Source organism: Paraburkholderia sp. BL6669N2 (assembly GCF_003387275.1).
In the GTDB taxonomy this organism is placed as follows: Bacteria; Pseudomonadota; Gammaproteobacteria; order Burkholderiales; family Burkholderiaceae; genus Paraburkholderia.
This window is the reverse complement of sequence record NZ_QUNA01000001.1, coordinates 3,197,236-3,215,072: the sequence shown is the minus strand read 5'-3', so window position 1 is coordinate 3,215,072 and position 17,837 is coordinate 3,197,236. Positions and strand designations below refer to the sequence as shown.

The following is a 17,837-nucleotide window of genomic DNA, read 5'->3' as shown; positions in this document are numbered from 1 at the left end:
CAAACGGCTAACGCTGCATCAAAGCGCGGGCGCAGCACGAATGCGTTGGTAAAATTCGTGTCACCGGCATCACGCTGCTTCTCTCAAATTCATGTCCCGTCCGCTCGAAATCCTCAACGAAGTCTTCGGTTACCCCGCGTTCAGAGGGCAGCAGGGCGAAATTGTCGAGCACGTCGCCGGCGGCGGCGACTGCCTCGTGTTGATGCCGACGGGCGGGGGCAAGTCCCTCTGCTATCAGATTCCGTCGCTGGTGCGCCGCGAAGGCGGCTTCGGCGCCGGCATCGTCGTTTCTCCGCTGATCGCGCTGATGCAGGATCAGGTGGCCGCGCTCACCGAAGTGGGCGTGCGCGCGGCGTATCTGAATTCGACGCTCTCGAGCGCGGAGGCGATGGCGACCGAGCGCGCATTGCGCGAAGGCGAAATCGATCTGCTCTACGTAGCGCCAGAGCGTTTGATGACGCCCCGGTTCCAGGAACTGCTGGAACGCACCCGTATCGGATTGTTCGCCATCGACGAAGCGCATTGCGTGTCGCAGTGGGGGCACGATTTCCGGCCGGAATACATTCAGTTGTCGGTGCTGCACGAGCGATTCCCGAACGTGCCGCGGATCGCGCTGACGGCGACCGCTGACGCAATCACGCGCGACGAGATCATCCATCGCCTCGCGTTGGATGACGCGCGCATTTTCGTGTCGAGCTTCGACCGACCGAACATTCGTTACCGCATCGTCGAAAAAGACAATGCGCGTACGCAGTTGCTGGACTTCATTCGCGCGGAGCATTCGAAGCCGGACGGCACGACCGACGCCGGCGTGGTCTATTGCCTGTCGCGCCGCAAGGTCGAAGAGACGGCGGAATGGTTGAAGGAAAAAGGCATGCGAGCGCTGCCGTATCACGCCGGCATGGAATTCGAAATCCGCCAGAAGCATCAGGAGATGTTTCAGCGCGAGGAAGGGATTGTGATGTGCGCGACCATCGCCTTCGGCATGGGCATCGACAAACCGGACGTGCGTTTCGTCGCTCACCTCGACTTGCCGAAGAGCGTCGAAGGTTACTACCAGGAAACGGGGCGCGCGGGCCGCGACGGCATGCCGGCGAACGCCTGGATGGCCTACGGTCTCGGCGACGTCGTGCAGCAGCGCAAGATGATCGACGAATCCGACGCCGACGACGCGCACAAACGCGTACAGACCGGCAAGCTGGACGCGCTGCTCGGACTATGCGAAGCGGCGACCTGCCGGCGAGTGCGACTGCTCGCTTATTTCGGTGAATCGAGCAAGCCTTGCGGCAATTGCGATAACTGCCTTGAACCGCCGGACACATGGGATGCGACGCGCGAGGCGCGGATGGCGCTGTCGTGCGTGTTCCGCGCGCAGCGGGCGAGCGGCTTTCATTTCGGCGCCGGCCATTTGATCGACATTCTGCGCGGGAACAGTAACGAGAAAATTCTGCAGCGTGGTCACGAGAAGCTGACCACGTTCGGCATCGGCTCGGCGCTGGGCGAACCGGAGTGGCGAGCTGTGTTCCGTCAGTTGGTCGCGTTCGGCTATCTGACGGTCGACCACGAGGGATTTGGCTCGCTGGTCCTGACCGAGGCAAGCAAGCCAGTGCTCAAAGGTGAGCAAAACGTCACCATGCGCCGCTATGTGAAGCCTACGCGCACGCGGCAATCGTCCGGCCGCACCAGTGAGCGCGCCGACCCGACGATCGGCATGGGCCCGCGCGAACGCGCGCGCTGGGAGCGGCTTCGCGCATGGCGCACCGAAACCGCGAAGAGCGACGGCGTGCCGGCCTACGTGATCTTCCACGACGCGACCCTGGCGGAAATCGCCCGCAACGGCCCCGACTCGATTGAGGATTTGCGCGGCATTCCGGGTATGGGCGCGCGCAAACTCGACCGTTTCGGCGACGAATTGCTGGAAGTCGTCGCCGCCGACTAAGCGCTCGGCGAGCGCTTGAGCAGGTTGACAGGGGTGCGAAACGTCGCAACCTGTTGACTCCCTTAGTATTTTCGGAATATTATGCTAGGTTCCGGTTCTTGAAATGCCCGCGCGCGTAGTTAACTCGTGCGTCGGCACTTGGGTCCGGAAGTTCGATGCGCAATCGTTTCTGCTTTGCCCGGAAACAGATGCGTCGATTTTGTTCAATTTCAGGAATAAACAATGCCAACCATCAATCAACTGGTTCGCAAAGGCCGCCAGTCGGAAACGACTAAGAGCAAGAGCCCGGCCTTGCAGGACTGCCCCCAGCGTCGCGGCGTGTGCACCCGTGTGTACACCACGACGCCTAAGAAGCCTAACTCGGCACTGCGTAAGGTTGCCAAGGTTCGTCTGACGAACGGCTTCGAAGTCATTTCGTACATCGGTGGTGAAGGCCACAACCTGCAGGAACACTCGGTCGTGCTGATTCGCGGCGGCCGTGTGAAGGACTTGCCGGGTGTGCGTTACCACATGGTTCGCGGCTCGCTGGATACCCAGGGCGTCAAGGATCGTAAGCAGGCTCGCTCGAAGTACGGTGCGAAGCGTGCCAAGGCTGGCAAGTAATTAGCCGGTCAGCAGTTTCAGGTCGCCTGTAAAGGCGGTAATAGCGGTGGTGCCGGAATCGCCGGTGCTGTCGAGTAAGTGGTCACCCGACCAGGCTGGTAAGTCGTTAGAGATGAATCGGGTTAGTTGGTGACCGTGGGGCTCAAAGTAGCTCCAACTGAAAAGTTAAAGGAAGAAACATGCCGCGTCGTCGCGAAGTCCCCAAGCGGGAAGTGTTGCCGGATCCGAAGTTCGGTAACGTTGATGTAGCTAAGTTCATGAACGTGCTGATGCTCTCAGGCAAGAAGTCGGTTGCCGAGCGTATCGTGTACGGCGCTTTCGAACAGATCCAGACCAAGGGTGGCAAGGACCCGCTGGAAGTGTTCACGGTAGCGCTCAACAACGTCAAGCCGGTGGTCGAAGTTAAGAGCCGCCGCGTTGGTGGTGCGAACTATCAGGTTCCGGTCGAAGTGCGCCCGTCGCGTCGTATGGCATTGGCGATGCGTTGGCTGCGTGAAGCCGCGAAGAAGCGCAGCGAGAAGTCGATGGCCCTGCGTCTGGCAGGTGAACTTTCCGAAGCGGCCGAAGGCCGTGGCGGCGCAATGAAGAAGCGCGACGAAGTTCACCGGATGGCAGAAGCCAACAAGGCGTTCTCGCACTTCCGTTTCTAAGCTTCCCGAACCCGGGTTTAGCAGAAAAAACGGAAAGAAATTCCGGGCGGGTGCGCTTACAAAGCGCCTCGCCCGTTTGTGTTACAGCGCGATGGGTATTTTCTCGCATCGCGTCATCCCAATAGAGGATCAAAGTGGCTCGCAAGACACCTATCGAGCGCTACCGTAACATCGGTATTAGCGCTCACATCGACGCCGGCAAAACGACGACGACCGAGCGCATCTTGTTCTACACCGGCGTGAACCACAAGATTGGTGAAGTTCACGACGGCGCTGCCACCATGGACTGGATGGAGCAGGAACAGGAACGCGGCATCACGATCACGTCCGCTGCTACCACGGCGTTCTGGAAAGGCATGGCCGGCGACCGCGCTGAGCACCGCATCAACATCATCGACACCCCGGGCCACGTCGACTTCACGATTGAAGTCGAGCGCTCGATGCGCGTGCTCGACGGCGCGTGCATGGTGTACTGCGCTGTGGGCGGCGTTCAGCCCCAGTCGGAAACCGTGTGGCGTCAGGCAAACAAGTACAAGGTTCCCCGTCTCGCGTTCATCAACAAGATGGACCGTACCGGTGCGAACTTCTTCAAGGTTTACGACCAGCTCAAGCTGCGTCTGAAGGCGAACCCGGTTCCGGTCGTGGTGCCTATCGGCGCGGAAGAAAACTTCACGGGCGTCGTCGATCTGCTGAAGATGAAAGCGATCATTTGGGACGAAGCGTCCCAAGGCACGAAGTTCTCGTACGAAGAAATCCCGGCAGAATTGGCTGACTCTTGCAACGAGTGGCGCGAGAAGATGATCGAAGCGGCTGCCGAGTCGAGCGAAGAGCTGATGAACAAGTACCTGGAAGAGGGCGAGCTCTCTGAAGCGGAAATCATCAAGGGTCTGCGCGACCGTACGATCGCTTGCGAAATCCAGCCGATGCTGTGCGGCACCGCGTTTAAGAACAAGGGCGTGCAACGCATGCTGGACGCCGTGCTCGACTTCCTGCCGTCGCCGATCGACATCCCGCCGGTGACCGGCGAGCTGGAAAACGGTGAAAAGGGCGAGCGCCGCGCTGCCGACGACGAAAAGTTCTCGGCACTGGCATTCAAGATCATGACCGACCCGTTCGTCGGCCAGCTGATCTTCTTCCGTGTGTACTCGGGCGTTGTGAATTCGGGCGACACCGTGCTGAACGCGACCAAAGACAAGAAGGAACGTCTGGGTCGTATTCTGCAGATGCACGCGAACCAGCGCGAAGAAATCAAGGAAGTCCGCGCAGGCGACATCGCTGCTGCAGTCGGCCTGAAAGACGCGACGACCGGCGACACGCTGTGCGATCCGCAAAGCCCGATCGTGCTCGAACGCATGATTTTCCCGGAGCCGGTGATTTCGCAGGCTGTTGAGCCGAAGACGAAGCCCGACCAGGAAAAGATGGGTCTGGCGCTGAACCGTCTGGCACAGGAAGATCCGTCGTTCCGCGTTCAAACGGACGAAGAATCGGGCCAAACCATTATTTCGGGCATGGGCGAGCTCCACCTGGAAATTCTGGTTGACCGTATGAAGCGCGAATTCGGCGTGGAAGCGACCGTCGGCAAGCCGCAGGTTGCGTACCGCGAAACGATTCGCGGCAAGGCGGAAGACGTTGACGGCAAGTTCGTCAAGCAGTCGGGTGGTCGCGGCCAGTACGGTCACGCGGTCATCACGCTCGAGCCGAATGAGCAAGGCAAGGGCTACGAGTTCCTCGACGAGATCAAGGGCGGTGTGATTCCGCGCGAATACATCCCGGCGGTGGACAAGGGTATCCAGGAAACGCTGAAGGCAGGCGTGCTGGCAGGCTTCCCGGTCGTCGACGTCAAGGTTCACCTGACGTTCGGTTCGTACCACGACGTTGACTCGAACGAAAATGCGTTCCGCATGGCCGGCTCGATGGCGTTCAAGGAAGCAATGCGCAAGGCTCAACCGGTCATCCTCGAACCGATGATGGCTGTGGAAGTCGAAACGCCTGAAGATTACATGGGCAACGTGATGGGTGACCTGTCGGGTCGTCGCGGTATCGTTCAGGGCATGGACGACATGGTTGGCGGAGGCAAGATCGTTCGCGCCGAAGTGCCGCTGTCGGAAATGTTCGGCTACTCGACGTCGCTGCGTTCGCTGACCCAAGGTCGTGCAACGTACACGATGGAGTTCAAGCACTACTCCGAAGCACCGCGTAACGTGTCGGAAGCGATCATCAACGCCAAGTCGAAGTAATCGCGCGGCAAAGTCATTCAACGATTAACTTTTTGAAAGAAGAGAAACATGGCTAAAGGTAAATTCGAACGGACCAAGCCGCACGTGAACGTCGGCACGATCGGTCACGTTGACCACGGCAAGACCACGCTGACGGCAGCGATCACGACGGTTCTGACGCAGAAGTTTGGCGGCGAAGCGAAGGCATACGACCAGATCGACGCGGCGCCGGAAGAAAAGGCACGTGGTATCACGATCAACACGGCACACGTCGAGTACGAAACGGCAAACCGCCACTACGCACACGTCGACTGCCCGGGCCACGCTGACTATGTGAAGAACATGATCACGGGCGCAGCACAGATGGACGGCGCGATCTTGGTGTGTTCGGCCGCTGACGGCCCGATGCCGCAAACGCGTGAGCACATCCTGCTGGCGCGTCAGGTTGGCGTGCCGTACATCATCGTGTTCCTGAACAAGTGCGACATGGTGGACGACGCTGAGCTGCTGGAGCTGGTCGAGATGGAAGTTCGCGAACTTCTGTCGAAGTACGACTTCCCGGGCGACGACACGCCGATCATCAAGGGTTCGGCCAAGCTGGCGCTGGAAGGCGACAAGGGCGAGCTGGGCGAAGTGGCGATCATGAATCTGGCCGACGCGCTGGACACGTATATCCCGACGCCGGAGCGCGCAGTTGACGGTGCGTTCCTGATGCCGGTGGAAGACGTGTTCTCGATCTCGGGTCGCGGCACGGTGGTGACGGGTCGCGTTGAGCGCGGCGTCGTGAAGGTCGGCGAGGAAATCGAAATTGTCGGTATCAAGCCGACGGTGAAGACGACCTGCACGGGCGTGGAAATGTTCCGCAAGCTGCTCGACCAGGGTCAGGCAGGCGACAACGTGGGTATCCTGCTGCGCGGCACGAAGCGTGAAGACGTGGAGCGTGGCCAGGTGCTGGCCAAGCCGGGTTCGATCAACCCGCACACGCATTTCACGGCTGAAGTGTACGTGCTGAGCAAGGACGAAGGTGGCCGTCACACGCCGTTCTTCAACAACTATCGTCCGCAGTTCTACTTCCGTACGACGGACGTGACGGGCTCGATCGAGTTGCCGAAGGACAAGGAAATGGTCATGCCGGGCGACAACGTGTCGATCACGGTGAAGCTGATCAACCCGATCGCGATGGAAGAAGGTCTGCGTTTCGCTATCCGCGAAGGCGGCCGTACGGTCGGCGCAGGTGTCGTTGCCAAGATTCTCGAGTAAAATCGCGGATTGACGTATTTGCTGTAAGTGGTGCCCGGAGCCGGGCGCCGGCCCTCCGCGGGCGTCCGGCTCTACGTTCTTTTATTGTCTGGCGGTGCAATACCGCCTCGCTCTTTTCCAAGGAATTGTCATGCAGAACCAGAAAATCCGCATTCGCCTGAAGGCTTTCGACTATCGCCTGATCGATCAATCGGCAGCTGAAATCGTCGACACGGCAAAGCGGACTGGCGCAATCGTTCGTGGTCCGGTGCCCCTGCCGACCCGCATTCAACGCTTCGACATCCTGCGCTCGCCGCACGTCAACAAGACGTCGCGCGATCAGCTCGAAATCCGTACGCACCAACGCCTGATGGACATCGTCGATCCGACGGACAAGACCGTTGACGCACTGATGAAGCTGGACCTGCCGGCTGGCGTGGACGTGGAAATCAAGCTGCAATAAAGCTTCAAAGTGTTGCCTGGCGTGCCAGACAGCGCTAAGTCATTGATTGCTTGTGGAAAACGAAAAGCCTCGCTATAATAGTGGGCTTTTCGCGCATTTGCGCAAAAAAGTCGGTGTGCTGCAGCGTGATTTCACGCCCGAAACGGCACCGGCATTTTGTAAATTAGCCCCGACCAATCGCAGTCGGGAATGGAGAAAACGATGAGCCTTGGACTCGTAGGTCGCAAGGTTGGCATGACCCGTATCTTCACGGCAGAAGGGGATTCGATTCCCGTTACCGTGCTGGACGTGTCCGACAACCGCGTGACGCAGATCAAGACTGTTGAAACCGACGGCTACACGGCCGTGCAGGTTGCATTCGGTACGCGCCGTGCATCGCGCGTGACGAAGCCGTTGGCCGGTCATCTCGCCAAAGCCGGTGTTCAAGCCGGTGAAATCCTCAAAGAATTCCAGATCGATGCTGCCAAGGCTGCCGAGTTGTCGAACGGCGCCGTGGTCGGTCCAGACCTGTTCGAAGTAGGCCAGAAGGTCGACGTGCAAGGCGTGTCGATCGGTAAGGGCTACGCCGGTACCATCAAGCGTTACAACTTCGCATCCGGCCGTGCATCGCACGGTAACTCGCGCTCGCACAACGTGCCGGGCTCGATCGGTATGGCGCAGGATCCGGGTCGTGTTTTCCCGGGTAAGCGCATGACCGGTCACATGGGTGACGATACGGTAACCGTGCAAAACCTCGAAATCGCTCGTATCGACGCTGACCGCAAGCTGTTGCTGGTCAAGGGCGCCGTTCCGGGTGCGAAGGGTGGCAAGGTATTCGTTACGCCGGCCGTGAAGACGCGTGCCGTGAAAGGAGCGAAATAATGGAACTTAAGCTCCTGAATGCCAATGGTCAGGAAGGTGCAGGCGTTAGCGCGTCGGACGTCGTGTTCGGCCGCGATTACAACGAAGCCCTGATTCACCAGGTGGTAGTGGCGTATCAAGCGAATGCCCGCAGCGGCAACCGCGCGCAGAAGGACCGTGAGCAAGTTAAGCACACGACCAAGAAGCCGTGGCGCCAAAAGGGTACGGGCCGCGCCCGTGCCGGTATGTCGTCGAGCCCGTTGTGGCGCGGCGGCGGCCGTATCTTCCCGAATTCGCCGGAAGAAAACTTTTCGCACAAGGTCAACAAGAAGATGCATCGCGCAGGTCTCTGCTCGATCTTCTCGCAGCTGGCTCGCGAAGGCCGCATCTCGGTGGTCGACGAGCTGACGCTCGAAGCGCCGAAGACGAAGCTGCTGGCCGAAAAATTCAAGGCGATGGGTCTCGAATCCGTGCTGGTGATTACCGACACGGTTGACGAAAACCTGTACCTCGCGTCGCGCAACCTGGCCCATGTGGCAGTTGTCGAGCCGCGTTACGCCGACCCGCTGTCGCTGATCTACTTCAAGAAGATCCTGATCACGAAGGCTGCGGTCGCCCAGATCGAGGAGTTGCTGTCATGAGCGAGATTCGCAAGAACGATCATCGTTTGATGCAGGTCCTGCTCGCGCCGGTGATCTCCGAAAAGGCGACGCTGGTGGCCGACAAGAACGAACAAGTTGTGTTCGAAGTCGCGCCCGATGCCACGAAGCAGGAAGTGAAAGCTGCAGTCGAGCTGCTGTTCAAGGTGGAAGTCAATTCCGTCAACGTGCTGGTCTCGAAGGGCAAAGCCAAGCGCTTTGGCCGCTTCATGGGCAAGCGCAAGGACGTGAAGAAGGCGTACGTCTGCCTGAAGCCCGGCCAGGAAATCAACTTTGAAGCGGAGGCCAAGTAATCATGGCAATCGTTAAAGTTAAGCCGACTTCGCCGGGTCGCCGTGCGATGGTCAAGGTGGTCAACAAGGATCTGCATAAGGGCAAGCCGTACGCACCGCTGCTCGACTCGCAATCCTCGACCGCCGGCCGTAATAACAACGGTCACATCACTACCCGTCATAAGGGTGGTGGTCACAAGCATCACTATCGCGTCGTCGATTTCCGCCGCAACAAGGACGGTATTGCAGCGAAGGTCGAACGTCTTGAGTACGATCCGAACCGTAGCGCGAACATCGCGCTGGTTCTGTACGCAGACGGCGAGCGCAAGTACATCATCGCTCCGAAGGGTGTGACGGTTGGCCAGCAACTGATGTCGGGTTCGGAAGCTCCGATCCGCGCAGGTAACACGCTGCCGATCCGCAACATTCCGGTCGGTACGACGATTCACTGCATCGAAATGCTGCCGGGCAAGGGCGCGCAAATGGCGCGTTCGGCTGGTACGTCGGCGATGCTGCTGGCTCGTGAAGGCATCTACGCACAGGTCCGCCTGCGCTCGGGTGAAATCCGCCGCGTTCACGTTGAGTGCCGCGCGACGATTGGTGAAGTTGGCAACGAAGAGCATAGCCTCCGTCAAATCGGTAAGGCTGGCGCAAACCGCTGGCGCGGTATCCGCCCGACGGTGCGTGGCGTTGCAATGAACCCGGTCGATCACCCGCACGGTGGTGGTGAAGGCAAGACGGCTGCAGGTCGCGATCCGGTGAGCCCGTGGGGCACGCCTGCTAAGGGTTATCGCACCCGCAGCAATAAGCGCACGACGAGCATGATCGTCCAGCGCCGTCACAAGCGTTAAGGAGTAGGCAATGGCACGTTCTGTAAAAAAAGGTCCGTTCTGCGACGCCCATTTGCTGAAGAAAGTTGAGGCGGCAGCAGCTTCGCGGGATAAGAAGCCGATCAAAACTTGGTCGCGCCGTTCGACGATCCTCCCGGATTTCATCGGTCTGACGATCGCCGTTCACAACGGCCGTCAACACGTTCCGGTGTACATCTCGGAAAACATGGTCGGCCACAAGCTTGGCGAGTTTGCATTGACCCGTACGTTCAAGGGTCACGCAGCCGACAAGAAGGCTAAGAAATAAGGGGCTCATGATGGAAGTGAAAGCAATTCATCGCGGTGCCCGCATCTCGGCGCAGAAAACGCGCCTTGTGGCTGACCAGATCCGCGGTTTGCCGGTCGACAAGGCGCTGAACGTTCTGACGTTCTCGCCGAAGAAGGCTGCGGGAATCGTGAAAAAGGTCGTGCTGTCGGCGATCGCGAATGCGGAGCATAACGAAGGCGCCGATATCGATGAGCTCAAGATCACGAGCATCTACATCGACAAGGCTGCGTCGCTCAAGCGTTTCACCGCGCGCGCTAAAGGCCGCGGTAACCGCATCGAGAAGCAATCCTGTCACATCACTGTGACGGTCGGGAATTAAGGGGTCATACGATGGGACAGAAAATTCATCCGACTGGCTTCCGTTTGGCCGTCAGCCGCAATTGGGCGTCGCGTTGGTACGCGAACAACAACAATTTCGCGGCGATGTTGCAGGAAGACATCGGTGTTCGTGAATACCTGAAGAAGAAGCTGAAGAACGCGTCCGTCGGCCGCGTTGTGATCGAGCGTCCTGCAAAGAACGCCCGCATCACGATTTTCAGCTCGCGTCCGGGTGTCGTGATCGGTAAGAAGGGTGAAGACATTGAACTGCTGAAGTCCGAGCTGCAAAAGCGTATGGGCGTTCCGGTTCACGTCAACATCGAAGAAATCCGCAAGCCGGAAACCGATGCGCAACTGATCGCGGATTCGATCACGCAACAGCTCGAGCGCCGGATTATGTTCCGCCGCGCGATGAAGCGTGCGATGCAAAACGCAATGCGTCTGGGTGCTCAAGGCATCAAGATCATGAGCGCTGGCCGCCTGAACGGTATCGAAATCGCTCGTACGGAATGGTATCGCGAAGGTCGCGTGCCGCTTCATACGCTGCGTGCTGATATCGACTACGCAACTTCGGAAGCGAAGACGACGTACGGCATCATCGGCGTGAAGGTGTGGGTCTACAAGGGCGACACGCTCGGCCGCAACGACGCACCGGTGGTTGAAGAAGTCGCCGAAGAAAAGCGTCCGCGCCGCAACGCACGTCCGGGTGGCGATCGCCGTCCGCGTCGTGATGGTGAAGGTGGTGGCCCGGCAGGTGCACGCCGTGGCGCTCCTCGTCGTGCTGGCGGTGCCGGCGACGGCGGGAAGACTGGAGAATAACGATGCTGCAACCGAAACGCAGAAAGTATCGCAAAGAGCAGAAGGGTCGTAACACCGGTATCGCTACCCGCGGCAACGCGGTGTCGTTCGGTGAATTCGGCCTGAAGGCTATCGGTCGTGGTCGCTTGACCGCGCGCCAGATTGAAGCGGCACGTCGTGCAATGACGCGTCACATCAAGCGTGGTGGCCGCATCTGGATTCGCATCTTCCCGGACAAGCCGATCTCGCACAAGCCGGCTGAAGTACGTATGGGTAACGGTAAAGGTAACCCTGAGTACTACGTCGCAGAGATTCAACCGGGCAAGATGCTGTACGAAATGGACGGCGTAACCGAAGAGCTGGCACGCGAAGCGTTCCGTCTGGCTGCAGCTAAGCTGCCGCTCAAGACGACGTTTATCGTGCGTCAGCTCGGCGCCTAAGGAGCAAATGATGAAGGCATCCGAACTTCACCAGAAAGATCAGGCCGCGCTCAACAAGGAGCTGTCGGACCTGTTGAAGGCGCAATTCGGCCTGCGCATGCAACTCGCGACCCAGCAGCTCACGAACACGAGCCAGCTGAAGAAGGTTCGTCGCGACATCGCACGTGTGCGGACCGTCCTGACTGAGAAGGCGAACCAGAAATGAACGATAGCGTAAAAACCTCGCTCAAGCGGACGCTGGTCGGCAAGGTCGTCAGCAACAAGATGGACAAGACGGTCACCGTGCTGGTTGAGCACCGCGTGAAGCACCCGATCTACGGCAAGTACGTTGTGCGTTCGAAGAAGTACCACGCGCACGACGACGCGAACACGTACAACGAGGGCGACCTCGTTGAAATCCAGGAAACGCGTCCGATTTCGAAGACGAAAGCTTGGGTTGTGGCTCGCCTGGTCGAGGCTGCTCGCGTCATCTGACGCCGCGAAGTAGTAGAAGTTGTTGAAATCGCAGTAGATTTCGCTTGCAAGACCGAGATTATTTGTTATACTCTCGGTCTTCCCTCTTTATGGGAGCCCCGTCGCGGGCGAAGTTGGTGGGGGAAGCGGATCGGGCGCCAAGTCTGTTCCGTAGGATTCACCGGATTGCGATGGCGGGTTTCGTTTGCCGTCGCTGCTGTTCATACCCAAGCAGCCGATTGGCTGACGGGACCAAGACTGACCGGGTACGCCATGGTGGTGTGACCGGATTAAGTTGGGAAAGATAAACCATGATCCAGACCGAAACTCGGCTTGAAGTGGCCGACAACACGGGTGCGCGTGAAGTCATGTGCATCAAGGTGCTCGGCGGCTCGAAGCGTCGTTATGCCAGCATTGGCGACATCATCAAGGTGACCGTCAAAGAAGCAACGCCGCGCGGGCGCGTGAAGAAAGGCGAAATTTACAACGCCGTGGTGGTTCGCACCGCCAAGGGCGTGCGCCGTCAGGACGGCTCGCTGATCAAGTTCGATGGCAACGCCGCTGTGTTGTTGAATGCCAAGCTCGAACCTATTGGCACCCGTATTTTCGGGCCTGTCACGCGCGAGTTGCGCAGCGAACGATTCATGAAGATCGTTTCGTTGGCACCTGAAGTGCTGTAAGGAGTCGCGATGAACAAGATTCGCAAAGGTGACGAAGTTATCGTCATCACCGGCAAAGATAAAGGCAAGCGCGGCGTCGTGCTGTCCGTTGGCGAGGGCAAAGTGATTGTCGAGGGTATCAACCTCGTCAAGAAACACGTCAAGCCGAACCCGATGAAGGGTACGACGGGCGGTGTTGAAGCCAAGACGATGCCGCTGCAAATTTCGAACGTCGCATTGGTCGACGCGAATGGCAAGGCGTCGCGTGTAGGCATCAAGGTCGAAGGAGACAAGAAAGTCCGTTTCCTTAAAACGACCGGTGCCGAGCTGAGCGCCTGACGCTGCGGAGTAAAAAAATGGCTCGTTTGCAAGAGTTTTACAAAGAGAAGGTTGTACCCGGCCTCATCGAGAAGTTCGGTTACAAGTCCGTGATGGAAGTGCCGCGCATCACCAAGATCACCCTGAACATGGGCCTTGGCGAAGCGGTTGCTGACAAGAAGATCATCGAAAACGCCGTTGGCGACCTGACGAAGATCGCAGGCCAGAAGCCGGTGATCACGAAGGCACGCAAGGCAATCGCTGGCTTCAAGATCCGTCAGGGCTATCCGATCGGTGCAATGGTCACGTTGCGTGGTCAGGCAATGTACGAATTTCTGGACCGTTTCGTGACGGTCGCGCTCCCCCGTGTGCGTGACTTCCGTGGTGTGTCGGGTCGTGCGTTCGATGGTCGCGGCAACTACAACATCGGTGTGAAAGAGCAGATCATTTTCCCCGAAATCGACTACGACAAGATCGACGCACTGCGTGGGCTGAACATCAGCATCACGACGACTGCGAAGACCGACGACGAAGCAAAGGCTCTGCTCGCCAGCTTCAAGTTCCCGTTCAGAAACTGAGGTTACCGTGGCTAAACTGGCACTGATCGAACGTGAAAAGAAGCGTGCTCGCCTGGCTGCTAAGTACGCTCCCAAGCGTGCTGAGCTGAAAGCGATCATCGGCGATATGAGCAAGTCGGACGAAGAGCATTACGCAGCACGTCTGGAACTGCAACAATTGCCGCGCAACTCTAACCCGACCCGTAAGCGCAATCGTTGCGCAATTACCGGTCGCCCGCGTGGCACGTTCCGTAAATTCGGGCTGGCGCGTAACAAGATTCGCGAAATCGCGTTCCGCGGCGAGATCCCTGGCCTGACCAAGGCGAGCTGGTAATAGGAGAAACGTAAATGAGCATGAGTGATCCTATCGCCGATATGCTGACTCGCATCCGCAATGCGCAGATGGTTGAGAAAGTCTCGGTGACAATGCCCTCGTCGAAAGTCAAGGTTGCGATTGCGCAGGTCCTGAAGGACGAAGGCTATATCGATGATTTCGCAGTGAAGTCCGAAGGTGCGAAGTCTGAATTGAACATCGTGTTGAAGTACTACGCCGGCCGTCCGGTTATCGAGCGCATTGAACGCGTCTCGAAGCCTGGTCTGCGTGTGTACCGCGGCCGTAACGACATCCCCGTGGTCATGAATGGCCTCGGCGTGGCAATCGTGTCGACGCCGAAGGGCGTGATGACGGACCGCAAGGCGCGTGCAACGGGCGTTGGCGGCGAAGTCATCTGCTACGTCGCTTAAGGCCGAAAGGAGAGAAACATGTCTCGAGTAGGTAAAAGCCCGGTCGCGCTGCAAGGCGCAGAAGTGGCCCTGAGCGACGATCGCATCACCGTCAAGGGCCCGCTGGGTACGATTACGCAGGCGGCAAACCGCCTCGTGAAAGTGGTGAACGACAACGGCACGCTGAATTTCGAGCCGGTTGACGCAAGCCGCGAAGCGAATGCGATGTCGGGCACGATGCGCGCACTGGTTGCGAACATGGTGAACGGCGTGACGAAGGGTTTCGAGCGCAAGCTGACGCTGGTTGGCGTCGGTTACCGCGCGCAGGCGCAAGGCGACAAGTTGAACCTGTCGCTGGGTTTCTCGCACCCTGTGGTGCACCAGATGCCGGAAGGCGTCAAGGCTGAAACCCCGACGCAAACCGAAATCGTGATCAAGGGGATCAATAAGCAACAAGTTGGCCAGGTCGCGGCAGAAGTGCGCGGCTATCGCCCGCCGGAGCCCTATAAGGGCAAGGGTGTGCGTTACGCCAATGAGGTTGTGATCCTCAAAGAAACGAAGAAGAAGTAAGGGTGCGCAATCATGGATAAGACTCAATCTCGCCTGCGCCGCGCTCGTCAGACGCGTATCAAGATCGCTGAGCTGCAGGTCGCGCGTCTCGCCGTGCATCGCACGAACACGCACATCTATGCGCAAGTGTTCTCGCCCTGCGGCACCAAGGTGCTCGCCAGCGCGTCGACGCTCGAGGCCGAAGTGCGTGCGCAACTGGCTGATCAAACGGGCAAGGGCGGCAACGTCAATGCTGCGACCTTGATCGGTAAGCGCATCGCAGAAAAGGCTAAGGCTGCCGGCATCGAATCCGTCGCCTTCGACCGTTCGGGTTTCCGTTACCACGGCCGCGTGAAAGCGCTGGCTGATGCGGCGCGCGAAGCCGGACTCAAGTTCTAAGGGAAGAATTCGTCATGGCAAAGATGCAAGCGAAAGTTCAGGCTGACGAACGCGACGACGGCCTGCGCGAAAAGATGATTTCGGTCAACCGCGTGACCAAGGTTGTGAAGGGCGGCCGGATTCTCGGTTTTGCCGCACTGACCGTGGTTGGCGACGGCGATGGCCGCATCGGCATGGGCAAGGGCAAAGCGAAGGAAGTTCCGGTTGCTGTTCAAAAGGCAATGGAACAAGCTCGCCGCAACATGTTCAAGGTGCCGCTGAAGAACGGTACGTTGCAACACGAAGTGCACGGTAAGCACGGCGCATCCGCCGTCCTCCTCGCTCCGGCGAAGGATGGTACGGGCGTGATCGCTGGTGGTCCAATGCGCGCAGTGTTCGACGTGATGGGCGTGCAAAACGTGGTTGCTAAGAGCCACGGTTCGACGAACCCGTACAACCTCGTTCGTGCAACGCTCGACGGTCTGCGCAAGCAGTCGACGCCGGGCGACATCGCGGCGAAGCGCGGCAAGTCCGTCGAAGATATTCTGGGCTAAGGTGGACACCATGTCTGATAAAACTGTCAAGGTCCAGCTCGTCAAGAGCCTGATCGGCACCCGTGAAACGCACCGTGCAACGGTGCGTGGCTTGGGTCTGCGCCGACTCAACTCGGTTAGCGAGTTGCAGGACACGCCGGCCGTGCGCGGCATGATCAACAAGGTTTCGTACCTCGTTAAGGTCATCAGCTAAGCGGCTGACCAGGACTCAAGGAGTTGATAATGGAATTGAATAACCTGAAGCCGGCTGAAGGTTCGAAGCACGCTAAGCGTCGCGTCGGCCGTGGCATCGGCTCCGGTCTGGGCAAGACGGCTGGCCGCGGTCACAAGGGTCAGAAGTCGCGTTCGGGCGGCTTTCACAAGGTTGGCTTCGAAGGCGGTCAAATGCCGCTGCAACGTCGCCTGCCGAAGCGTGGCTTCACCTCGCTGACGAAGGAATTCGTTGGTGAAGTGCGTCTCTCGGATCTGGAAAAGCTGCCGGTCGACGAGATCGATCTGTTGGCTCTGAAACAAGCCGGCCTGATTGGCGAGATGATCACGAGTGCCAAGATCATCAAGACCGGCGAGTTGAAGCGCAAGATTGTCGTGAAAGGTCTGGGTGCGACGAAGGGTGCGCGCGCTGCTGTCGAAGCAGCTGGTGGCTCATTCGCCGAGTAACGCGCAAGTTATTTGCCGTCACTAGCATTTGCATCGGAGAAGGTACTTGGCTAACAGCCCGAGTCTCGCAAAACCCGGTCGCAGCGCGGCGAAGTTTGGCGATCTGCGTCGGCGGGCAGTGTTCCTGCTGCTGGCGCTGATCGTCTACCGTATCGGCGCGCATATTCCGGTGCCGGGTATTGACCCGGACCAACTGGCAAAGTTGTTCCAAAGTCAGTCGGGCGGCATCCTTGGCATGTTCAACATGTTCTCGGGTGGCGCGCTATCGCGGTTCACGATTTTTGCGCTGGGGATCATGCCGTACATTTCGGCGTCGATCATCATGCAGCTGTTGGCAATCGTCTCGCCACAACTCGAAGCGCTGAAAAAGGAAGGGCAAGCGGGTCAACGGAAGATTACGCAGTACACGCGTGTCTTTACGGTCCTGCTGGCGACGTTCCAGGCGTTCGGCATTGCCGTCGCGTTGGAAAATCAGCCGGGCCTGGTGATCGATCCGGGGATGGTTTTTCGGTTGACGACGGTCGTGACGCTGGTGACCGGCACGATGTTCCTGATGTGGCTGGGTGAGCAGATCACGGAGCGCGGGCTTGGCAACGGCATCTCGATCATTATTTTCGGCGGGATTGCAGCGGGTTTCCCGAATGCGATCGGTGGTCTCGTTTCACTGGTGCAAACCGGTTCGATGAGCCCGATATCCGCGATTATCGTCGTCGCGCTGATTGCTGCTGTTACGTATCTGGTGGTGTTCATCGAACGCGGCCAGCGCAAGATTCTTGTGAATTACGCGAAGCGGCAAGTCGGCAACAAGATTTACGGCGGACAGTCTTCGCATCTGCCGCTGAAGTTGAATATGTCGGGCGTGATTCCGCCGATCTTTGCATCGTCGATCATTCTCTTCCCGGCAACTATCCTGAACTGGTTCAGTTCGGGGTCGCGTACCAGCTGGTTCGCAGACACGTTGCACAACGTGGCAGAGGCCCTCAAGCCCGGTCAACCTGTGTACGTGTTGCTGTACGCGTTGGCGATCGTTTTCTTCTGTTTTTTCTACACCGCATTGGTGTTCAACAGCAGAGAGACGGCCGACAACCTGAAAAAGAGTGGCGCTTTCGTCCCAGGCATCCGCCCGGGCGATCAAACAGCGCGATACATCGACCGCATCTTGACGCGTCTGACGCTGGCCGGTGCGATCTACATCGTGTTTGTTTGTCTGCTGCCCGAGTTTCTGGTGCTGCGCTGGAACGTGCCGTTTTATTTTGGTGGAACGTCGCTGCTGATCATTGTCGTCGTCACAATGGATTTCATGGCGCAGGTGCAGTCGTACGTTATGTCGCAACAGTATGAATCGCTGCTGAAGAAAGCTAATTTCAAAGGCGGCGGCGTCCCGATGCGTTGAA

General features: G+C 58.6%; 27 protein-coding genes. All 27 read left to right on the top strand.

Annotation, left to right across the window (positions count from 1 at the left end; translation table 11 throughout):
• The first annotated feature begins 91 nt into the window (after window positions 1-91).
• The 27 genes from recQ (at window position 92) to secY (ending at window position 17,836) form a co-directional block, all read left to right on the top strand.
• Window positions 92-1,939, top strand: a complete 1,848-nt coding sequence (gene recQ, locus B0G80_RS14650) for a DNA helicase RecQ (protein ID WP_116118445.1) — start codon at window positions 92-94, stop codon at window positions 1,937-1,939.
• A gap of 222 nt (window positions 1,940-2,161) precedes the next feature.
• Window positions 2,162-2,542 (top strand): 30S ribosomal protein S12, encoded by a 381-nt coding sequence (rpsL, locus tag B0G80_RS14645; RefSeq protein ID WP_012434574.1) that lies wholly within the window; start codon window positions 2,162-2,164, stop codon window positions 2,540-2,542.
• Window positions 2,543-2,721: 179 nt separating this feature from the next.
• The gene (gene rpsG, locus B0G80_RS14640) at window positions 2,722-3,192 is read left to right on the top strand and encodes a 30S ribosomal protein S7 (RefSeq protein WP_006053291.1); all 471 of its coding nucleotides are present in this window, start codon (window positions 2,722-2,724) and stop codon (window positions 3,190-3,192) included.
• Between the two features lie 134 nt (window positions 3,193-3,326).
• On the top strand, window positions 3,327-5,429 hold the full coding sequence (fusA, locus tag B0G80_RS14635; RefSeq protein ID WP_012434573.1) for an elongation factor G: 2,103 nt from the start codon (window positions 3,327-3,329) through the stop codon (window positions 5,427-5,429).
• A 48-nt stretch (window positions 5,430-5,477) separates the two neighbouring features.
• Entirely contained in the window at window positions 5,478-6,668 is a 1,191-nt protein-coding gene (gene tuf, locus B0G80_RS14630) for an elongation factor Tu (protein WP_012434572.1), read from the top strand.
• A gap of 130 nt (window positions 6,669-6,798) precedes the next feature.
• A complete protein-coding gene (gene rpsJ / locus B0G80_RS14625) occupies window positions 6,799-7,110 on the top strand; it encodes a 30S ribosomal protein S10 (protein ID WP_006998489.1) in 312 nt (103 codons plus the stop codon).
• 201 nt (window positions 7,111-7,311) lie between these two features.
• Window positions 7,312-7,971, top strand: a complete 660-nt coding sequence (rplC, locus tag B0G80_RS14620; protein ID WP_073431863.1) for a 50S ribosomal protein L3 — start codon at window positions 7,312-7,314, stop codon at window positions 7,969-7,971.
• On the top strand, window positions 7,971-8,591 hold the full coding sequence (gene rplD / locus B0G80_RS14615) for a 50S ribosomal protein L4 (RefSeq protein ID WP_106284140.1): 621 nt from the start codon (window positions 7,971-7,973) through the stop codon (window positions 8,589-8,591). The genes rplC and rplD overlap by 1 nt, the downstream gene beginning before the upstream one ends.
• On the top strand, window positions 8,588-8,902 hold the full coding sequence (gene rplW / locus B0G80_RS14610; RefSeq protein WP_007180135.1) for a 50S ribosomal protein L23: 315 nt from the start codon (window positions 8,588-8,590) through the stop codon (window positions 8,900-8,902). Before rplD ends, rplW begins: the two co-directional genes overlap by 4 nt.
• 2 nt (window positions 8,903-8,904) lie before the next feature.
• Entirely contained in the window at window positions 8,905-9,732 is an 828-nt protein-coding gene (gene rplB / locus B0G80_RS14605; RefSeq protein WP_106284141.1) for a 50S ribosomal protein L2, read from the top strand.
• A 10-nt stretch (window positions 9,733-9,742) separates the two neighbouring features.
• On the top strand, window positions 9,743-10,018 hold the full coding sequence (gene rpsS / locus B0G80_RS14600) for a 30S ribosomal protein S19 (RefSeq protein WP_004199273.1): 276 nt from the start codon (window positions 9,743-9,745) through the stop codon (window positions 10,016-10,018).
• A 7-nt stretch (window positions 10,019-10,025) separates the two neighbouring features.
• Window positions 10,026-10,358 (top strand): 50S ribosomal protein L22, encoded by a 333-nt coding sequence (gene rplV / locus B0G80_RS14595; RefSeq protein ID WP_007180133.1) that lies wholly within the window; start codon window positions 10,026-10,028, stop codon window positions 10,356-10,358.
• Window positions 10,359-10,369: 11 nt separating this feature from the next.
• Window positions 10,370-11,176, top strand: a complete 807-nt coding sequence (rpsC, locus tag B0G80_RS14590; protein WP_007180132.1) for a 30S ribosomal protein S3 — start codon at window positions 10,370-10,372, stop codon at window positions 11,174-11,176.
• Window positions 11,177-11,178: 2 nt separating this feature from the next.
• Entirely contained in the window at window positions 11,179-11,595 is a 417-nt protein-coding gene (rplP, locus tag B0G80_RS14585; RefSeq protein ID WP_007180131.1) for a 50S ribosomal protein L16, read from the top strand.
• A gap of 10 nt (window positions 11,596-11,605) precedes the next feature.
• Window positions 11,606-11,800, top strand: a complete 195-nt coding sequence (gene rpmC / locus B0G80_RS14580; RefSeq protein ID WP_007180130.1) for a 50S ribosomal protein L29 — start codon at window positions 11,606-11,608, stop codon at window positions 11,798-11,800.
• Complete coding sequence (rpsQ, locus tag B0G80_RS14575; RefSeq protein ID WP_007180129.1) at window positions 11,797-12,069, top strand: 30S ribosomal protein S17; 273 nt, start codon at window positions 11,797-11,799, stop codon at window positions 12,067-12,069. Before rpmC ends, rpsQ begins: the two co-directional genes overlap by 4 nt.
• Before the next feature lie 290 nt (window positions 12,070-12,359).
• Window positions 12,360-12,728 (top strand): 50S ribosomal protein L14, encoded by a 369-nt coding sequence (gene rplN / locus B0G80_RS14570; RefSeq protein WP_006052212.1) that lies wholly within the window; start codon window positions 12,360-12,362, stop codon window positions 12,726-12,728.
• Window positions 12,729-12,737: 9 nt separating this feature from the next.
• Window positions 12,738-13,046: a 50S ribosomal protein L24 gene (gene rplX / locus B0G80_RS14565; RefSeq protein ID WP_006052213.1), complete on the top strand. Its 309-nt coding sequence runs from the start codon at window positions 12,738-12,740 to the stop codon at window positions 13,044-13,046.
• Window positions 13,047-13,063: 17 nt separating this feature from the next.
• Window positions 13,064-13,603 (top strand): 50S ribosomal protein L5, encoded by a 540-nt coding sequence (gene rplE, locus B0G80_RS14560; RefSeq protein WP_006052214.1) that lies wholly within the window; start codon window positions 13,064-13,066, stop codon window positions 13,601-13,603.
• A gap of 7 nt (window positions 13,604-13,610) precedes the next feature.
• On the top strand, window positions 13,611-13,916 hold the full coding sequence (gene rpsN / locus B0G80_RS14555) for a 30S ribosomal protein S14 (RefSeq protein WP_006052215.1): 306 nt from the start codon (window positions 13,611-13,613) through the stop codon (window positions 13,914-13,916).
• A 14-nt stretch (window positions 13,917-13,930) separates the two neighbouring features.
• Complete coding sequence (rpsH, locus tag B0G80_RS14550) at window positions 13,931-14,326, top strand: 30S ribosomal protein S8 (protein ID WP_006052216.1); 396 nt, start codon at window positions 13,931-13,933, stop codon at window positions 14,324-14,326.
• Window positions 14,327-14,344: 18 nt separating this feature from the next.
• Window positions 14,345-14,875, top strand: a complete 531-nt coding sequence (gene rplF, locus B0G80_RS14545) for a 50S ribosomal protein L6 (RefSeq protein WP_106284143.1) — start codon at window positions 14,345-14,347, stop codon at window positions 14,873-14,875.
• 12 nt (window positions 14,876-14,887) lie between these two features.
• Window positions 14,888-15,253 (top strand): 50S ribosomal protein L18, encoded by a 366-nt coding sequence (rplR, locus tag B0G80_RS14540; protein WP_012434568.1) that lies wholly within the window; start codon window positions 14,888-14,890, stop codon window positions 15,251-15,253.
• 14 nt (window positions 15,254-15,267) lie between these two features.
• Entirely contained in the window at window positions 15,268-15,786 is a 519-nt protein-coding gene (gene rpsE / locus B0G80_RS14535; RefSeq protein ID WP_007180127.1) for a 30S ribosomal protein S5, read from the top strand.
• A gap of 10 nt (window positions 15,787-15,796) precedes the next feature.
• The gene (gene rpmD, locus B0G80_RS14530; RefSeq protein ID WP_007180126.1) at window positions 15,797-15,979 is read left to right on the top strand and encodes a 50S ribosomal protein L30; all 183 of its coding nucleotides are present in this window, start codon (window positions 15,797-15,799) and stop codon (window positions 15,977-15,979) included.
• Between the two features lie 29 nt (window positions 15,980-16,008).
• On the top strand, window positions 16,009-16,443 hold the full coding sequence (gene rplO / locus B0G80_RS14525) for a 50S ribosomal protein L15 (protein ID WP_106284144.1): 435 nt from the start codon (window positions 16,009-16,011) through the stop codon (window positions 16,441-16,443).
• Window positions 16,444-16,489: 46 nt separating this feature from the next.
• Window positions 16,490-17,836, top strand: coding sequence for a preprotein translocase subunit SecY (secY, locus tag B0G80_RS14520; protein WP_116118444.1), 1,347 nt, complete (start codon window positions 16,490-16,492; stop codon window positions 17,834-17,836).
• The last annotated feature ends 1 nt before the right edge of the window (window position 17,837 follow it).

Bases quoted from the DNA above. Each gene is read 5' to 3' on its own strand.
- rplX (WP_006052213.1), top strand. From the start codon at position 12,738: ATGAACAAGATTCGCAAAGGTGACGAAGTTATCGTCATCACCGGCAAA.
- rpsS (WP_004199273.1), top strand. From the start codon at position 9,743: ATGGCACGTTCTGTAAAAAAAGGTCCGTTCTGCGACGCCCATTTGCTG.
- rpsJ (WP_006998489.1), top strand. From the start codon at position 6,799: ATGCAGAACCAGAAAATCCGCATTCGCCTGAAGGCTTTCGACTATCGC.
- tuf (WP_012434572.1), top strand. From the start codon at position 5,478: ATGGCTAAAGGTAAATTCGAACGGACCAAGCCGCACGTGAACGTCGGC.
- rpsH (WP_006052216.1), top strand. From the start codon at position 13,931: ATGAGCATGAGTGATCCTATCGCCGATATGCTGACTCGCATCCGCAAT.
- rpmD (WP_007180126.1), top strand. From the start codon at position 15,797: ATGTCTGATAAAACTGTCAAGGTCCAGCTCGTCAAGAGCCTGATCGGC.
- rplC (WP_073431863.1), top strand. From the start codon at position 7,312: ATGAGCCTTGGACTCGTAGGTCGCAAGGTTGGCATGACCCGTATCTTC.
- rplO (WP_106284144.1), top strand. From the start codon at position 16,009: ATGGAATTGAATAACCTGAAGCCGGCTGAAGGTTCGAAGCACGCTAAG.
- rpsE (WP_007180127.1), top strand. From the start codon at position 15,268: ATGGCAAAGATGCAAGCGAAAGTTCAGGCTGACGAACGCGACGACGGC.
- rplB (WP_106284141.1), top strand. From the start codon at position 8,905: ATGGCAATCGTTAAAGTTAAGCCGACTTCGCCGGGTCGCCGTGCGATG.
- rpsQ (WP_007180129.1), top strand. From the start codon at position 11,797: ATGAACGATAGCGTAAAAACCTCGCTCAAGCGGACGCTGGTCGGCAAG.
- rplW (WP_007180135.1), top strand. From the start codon at position 8,588: ATGAGCGAGATTCGCAAGAACGATCATCGTTTGATGCAGGTCCTGCTC.
- rplN (WP_006052212.1), top strand. From the start codon at position 12,360: ATGATCCAGACCGAAACTCGGCTTGAAGTGGCCGACAACACGGGTGCG.
- rplE (WP_006052214.1), top strand. From the start codon at position 13,064: ATGGCTCGTTTGCAAGAGTTTTACAAAGAGAAGGTTGTACCCGGCCTC.
- rpsL (WP_012434574.1), top strand. From the start codon at position 2,162: ATGCCAACCATCAATCAACTGGTTCGCAAAGGCCGCCAGTCGGAAACG.
- rplF (WP_106284143.1), top strand. From the start codon at position 14,345: ATGTCTCGAGTAGGTAAAAGCCCGGTCGCGCTGCAAGGCGCAGAAGTG.
- rplV (WP_007180133.1), top strand. From the start codon at position 10,026: ATGATGGAAGTGAAAGCAATTCATCGCGGTGCCCGCATCTCGGCGCAG.
- rplP (WP_007180131.1), top strand. From the start codon at position 11,179: ATGCTGCAACCGAAACGCAGAAAGTATCGCAAAGAGCAGAAGGGTCGT.
- rpmC (WP_007180130.1), top strand. From the start codon at position 11,606: ATGAAGGCATCCGAACTTCACCAGAAAGATCAGGCCGCGCTCAACAAG.
- rpsC (WP_007180132.1), top strand. From the start codon at position 10,370: ATGGGACAGAAAATTCATCCGACTGGCTTCCGTTTGGCCGTCAGCCGC.
- recQ (WP_116118445.1), top strand. From the start codon at position 92: ATGTCCCGTCCGCTCGAAATCCTCAACGAAGTCTTCGGTTACCCCGCG.
- rplR (WP_012434568.1), top strand. From the start codon at position 14,888: ATGGATAAGACTCAATCTCGCCTGCGCCGCGCTCGTCAGACGCGTATC.
- rpsG (WP_006053291.1), top strand. From the start codon at position 2,722: ATGCCGCGTCGTCGCGAAGTCCCCAAGCGGGAAGTGTTGCCGGATCCG.
- rplD (WP_106284140.1), top strand. From the start codon at position 7,971: ATGGAACTTAAGCTCCTGAATGCCAATGGTCAGGAAGGTGCAGGCGTT.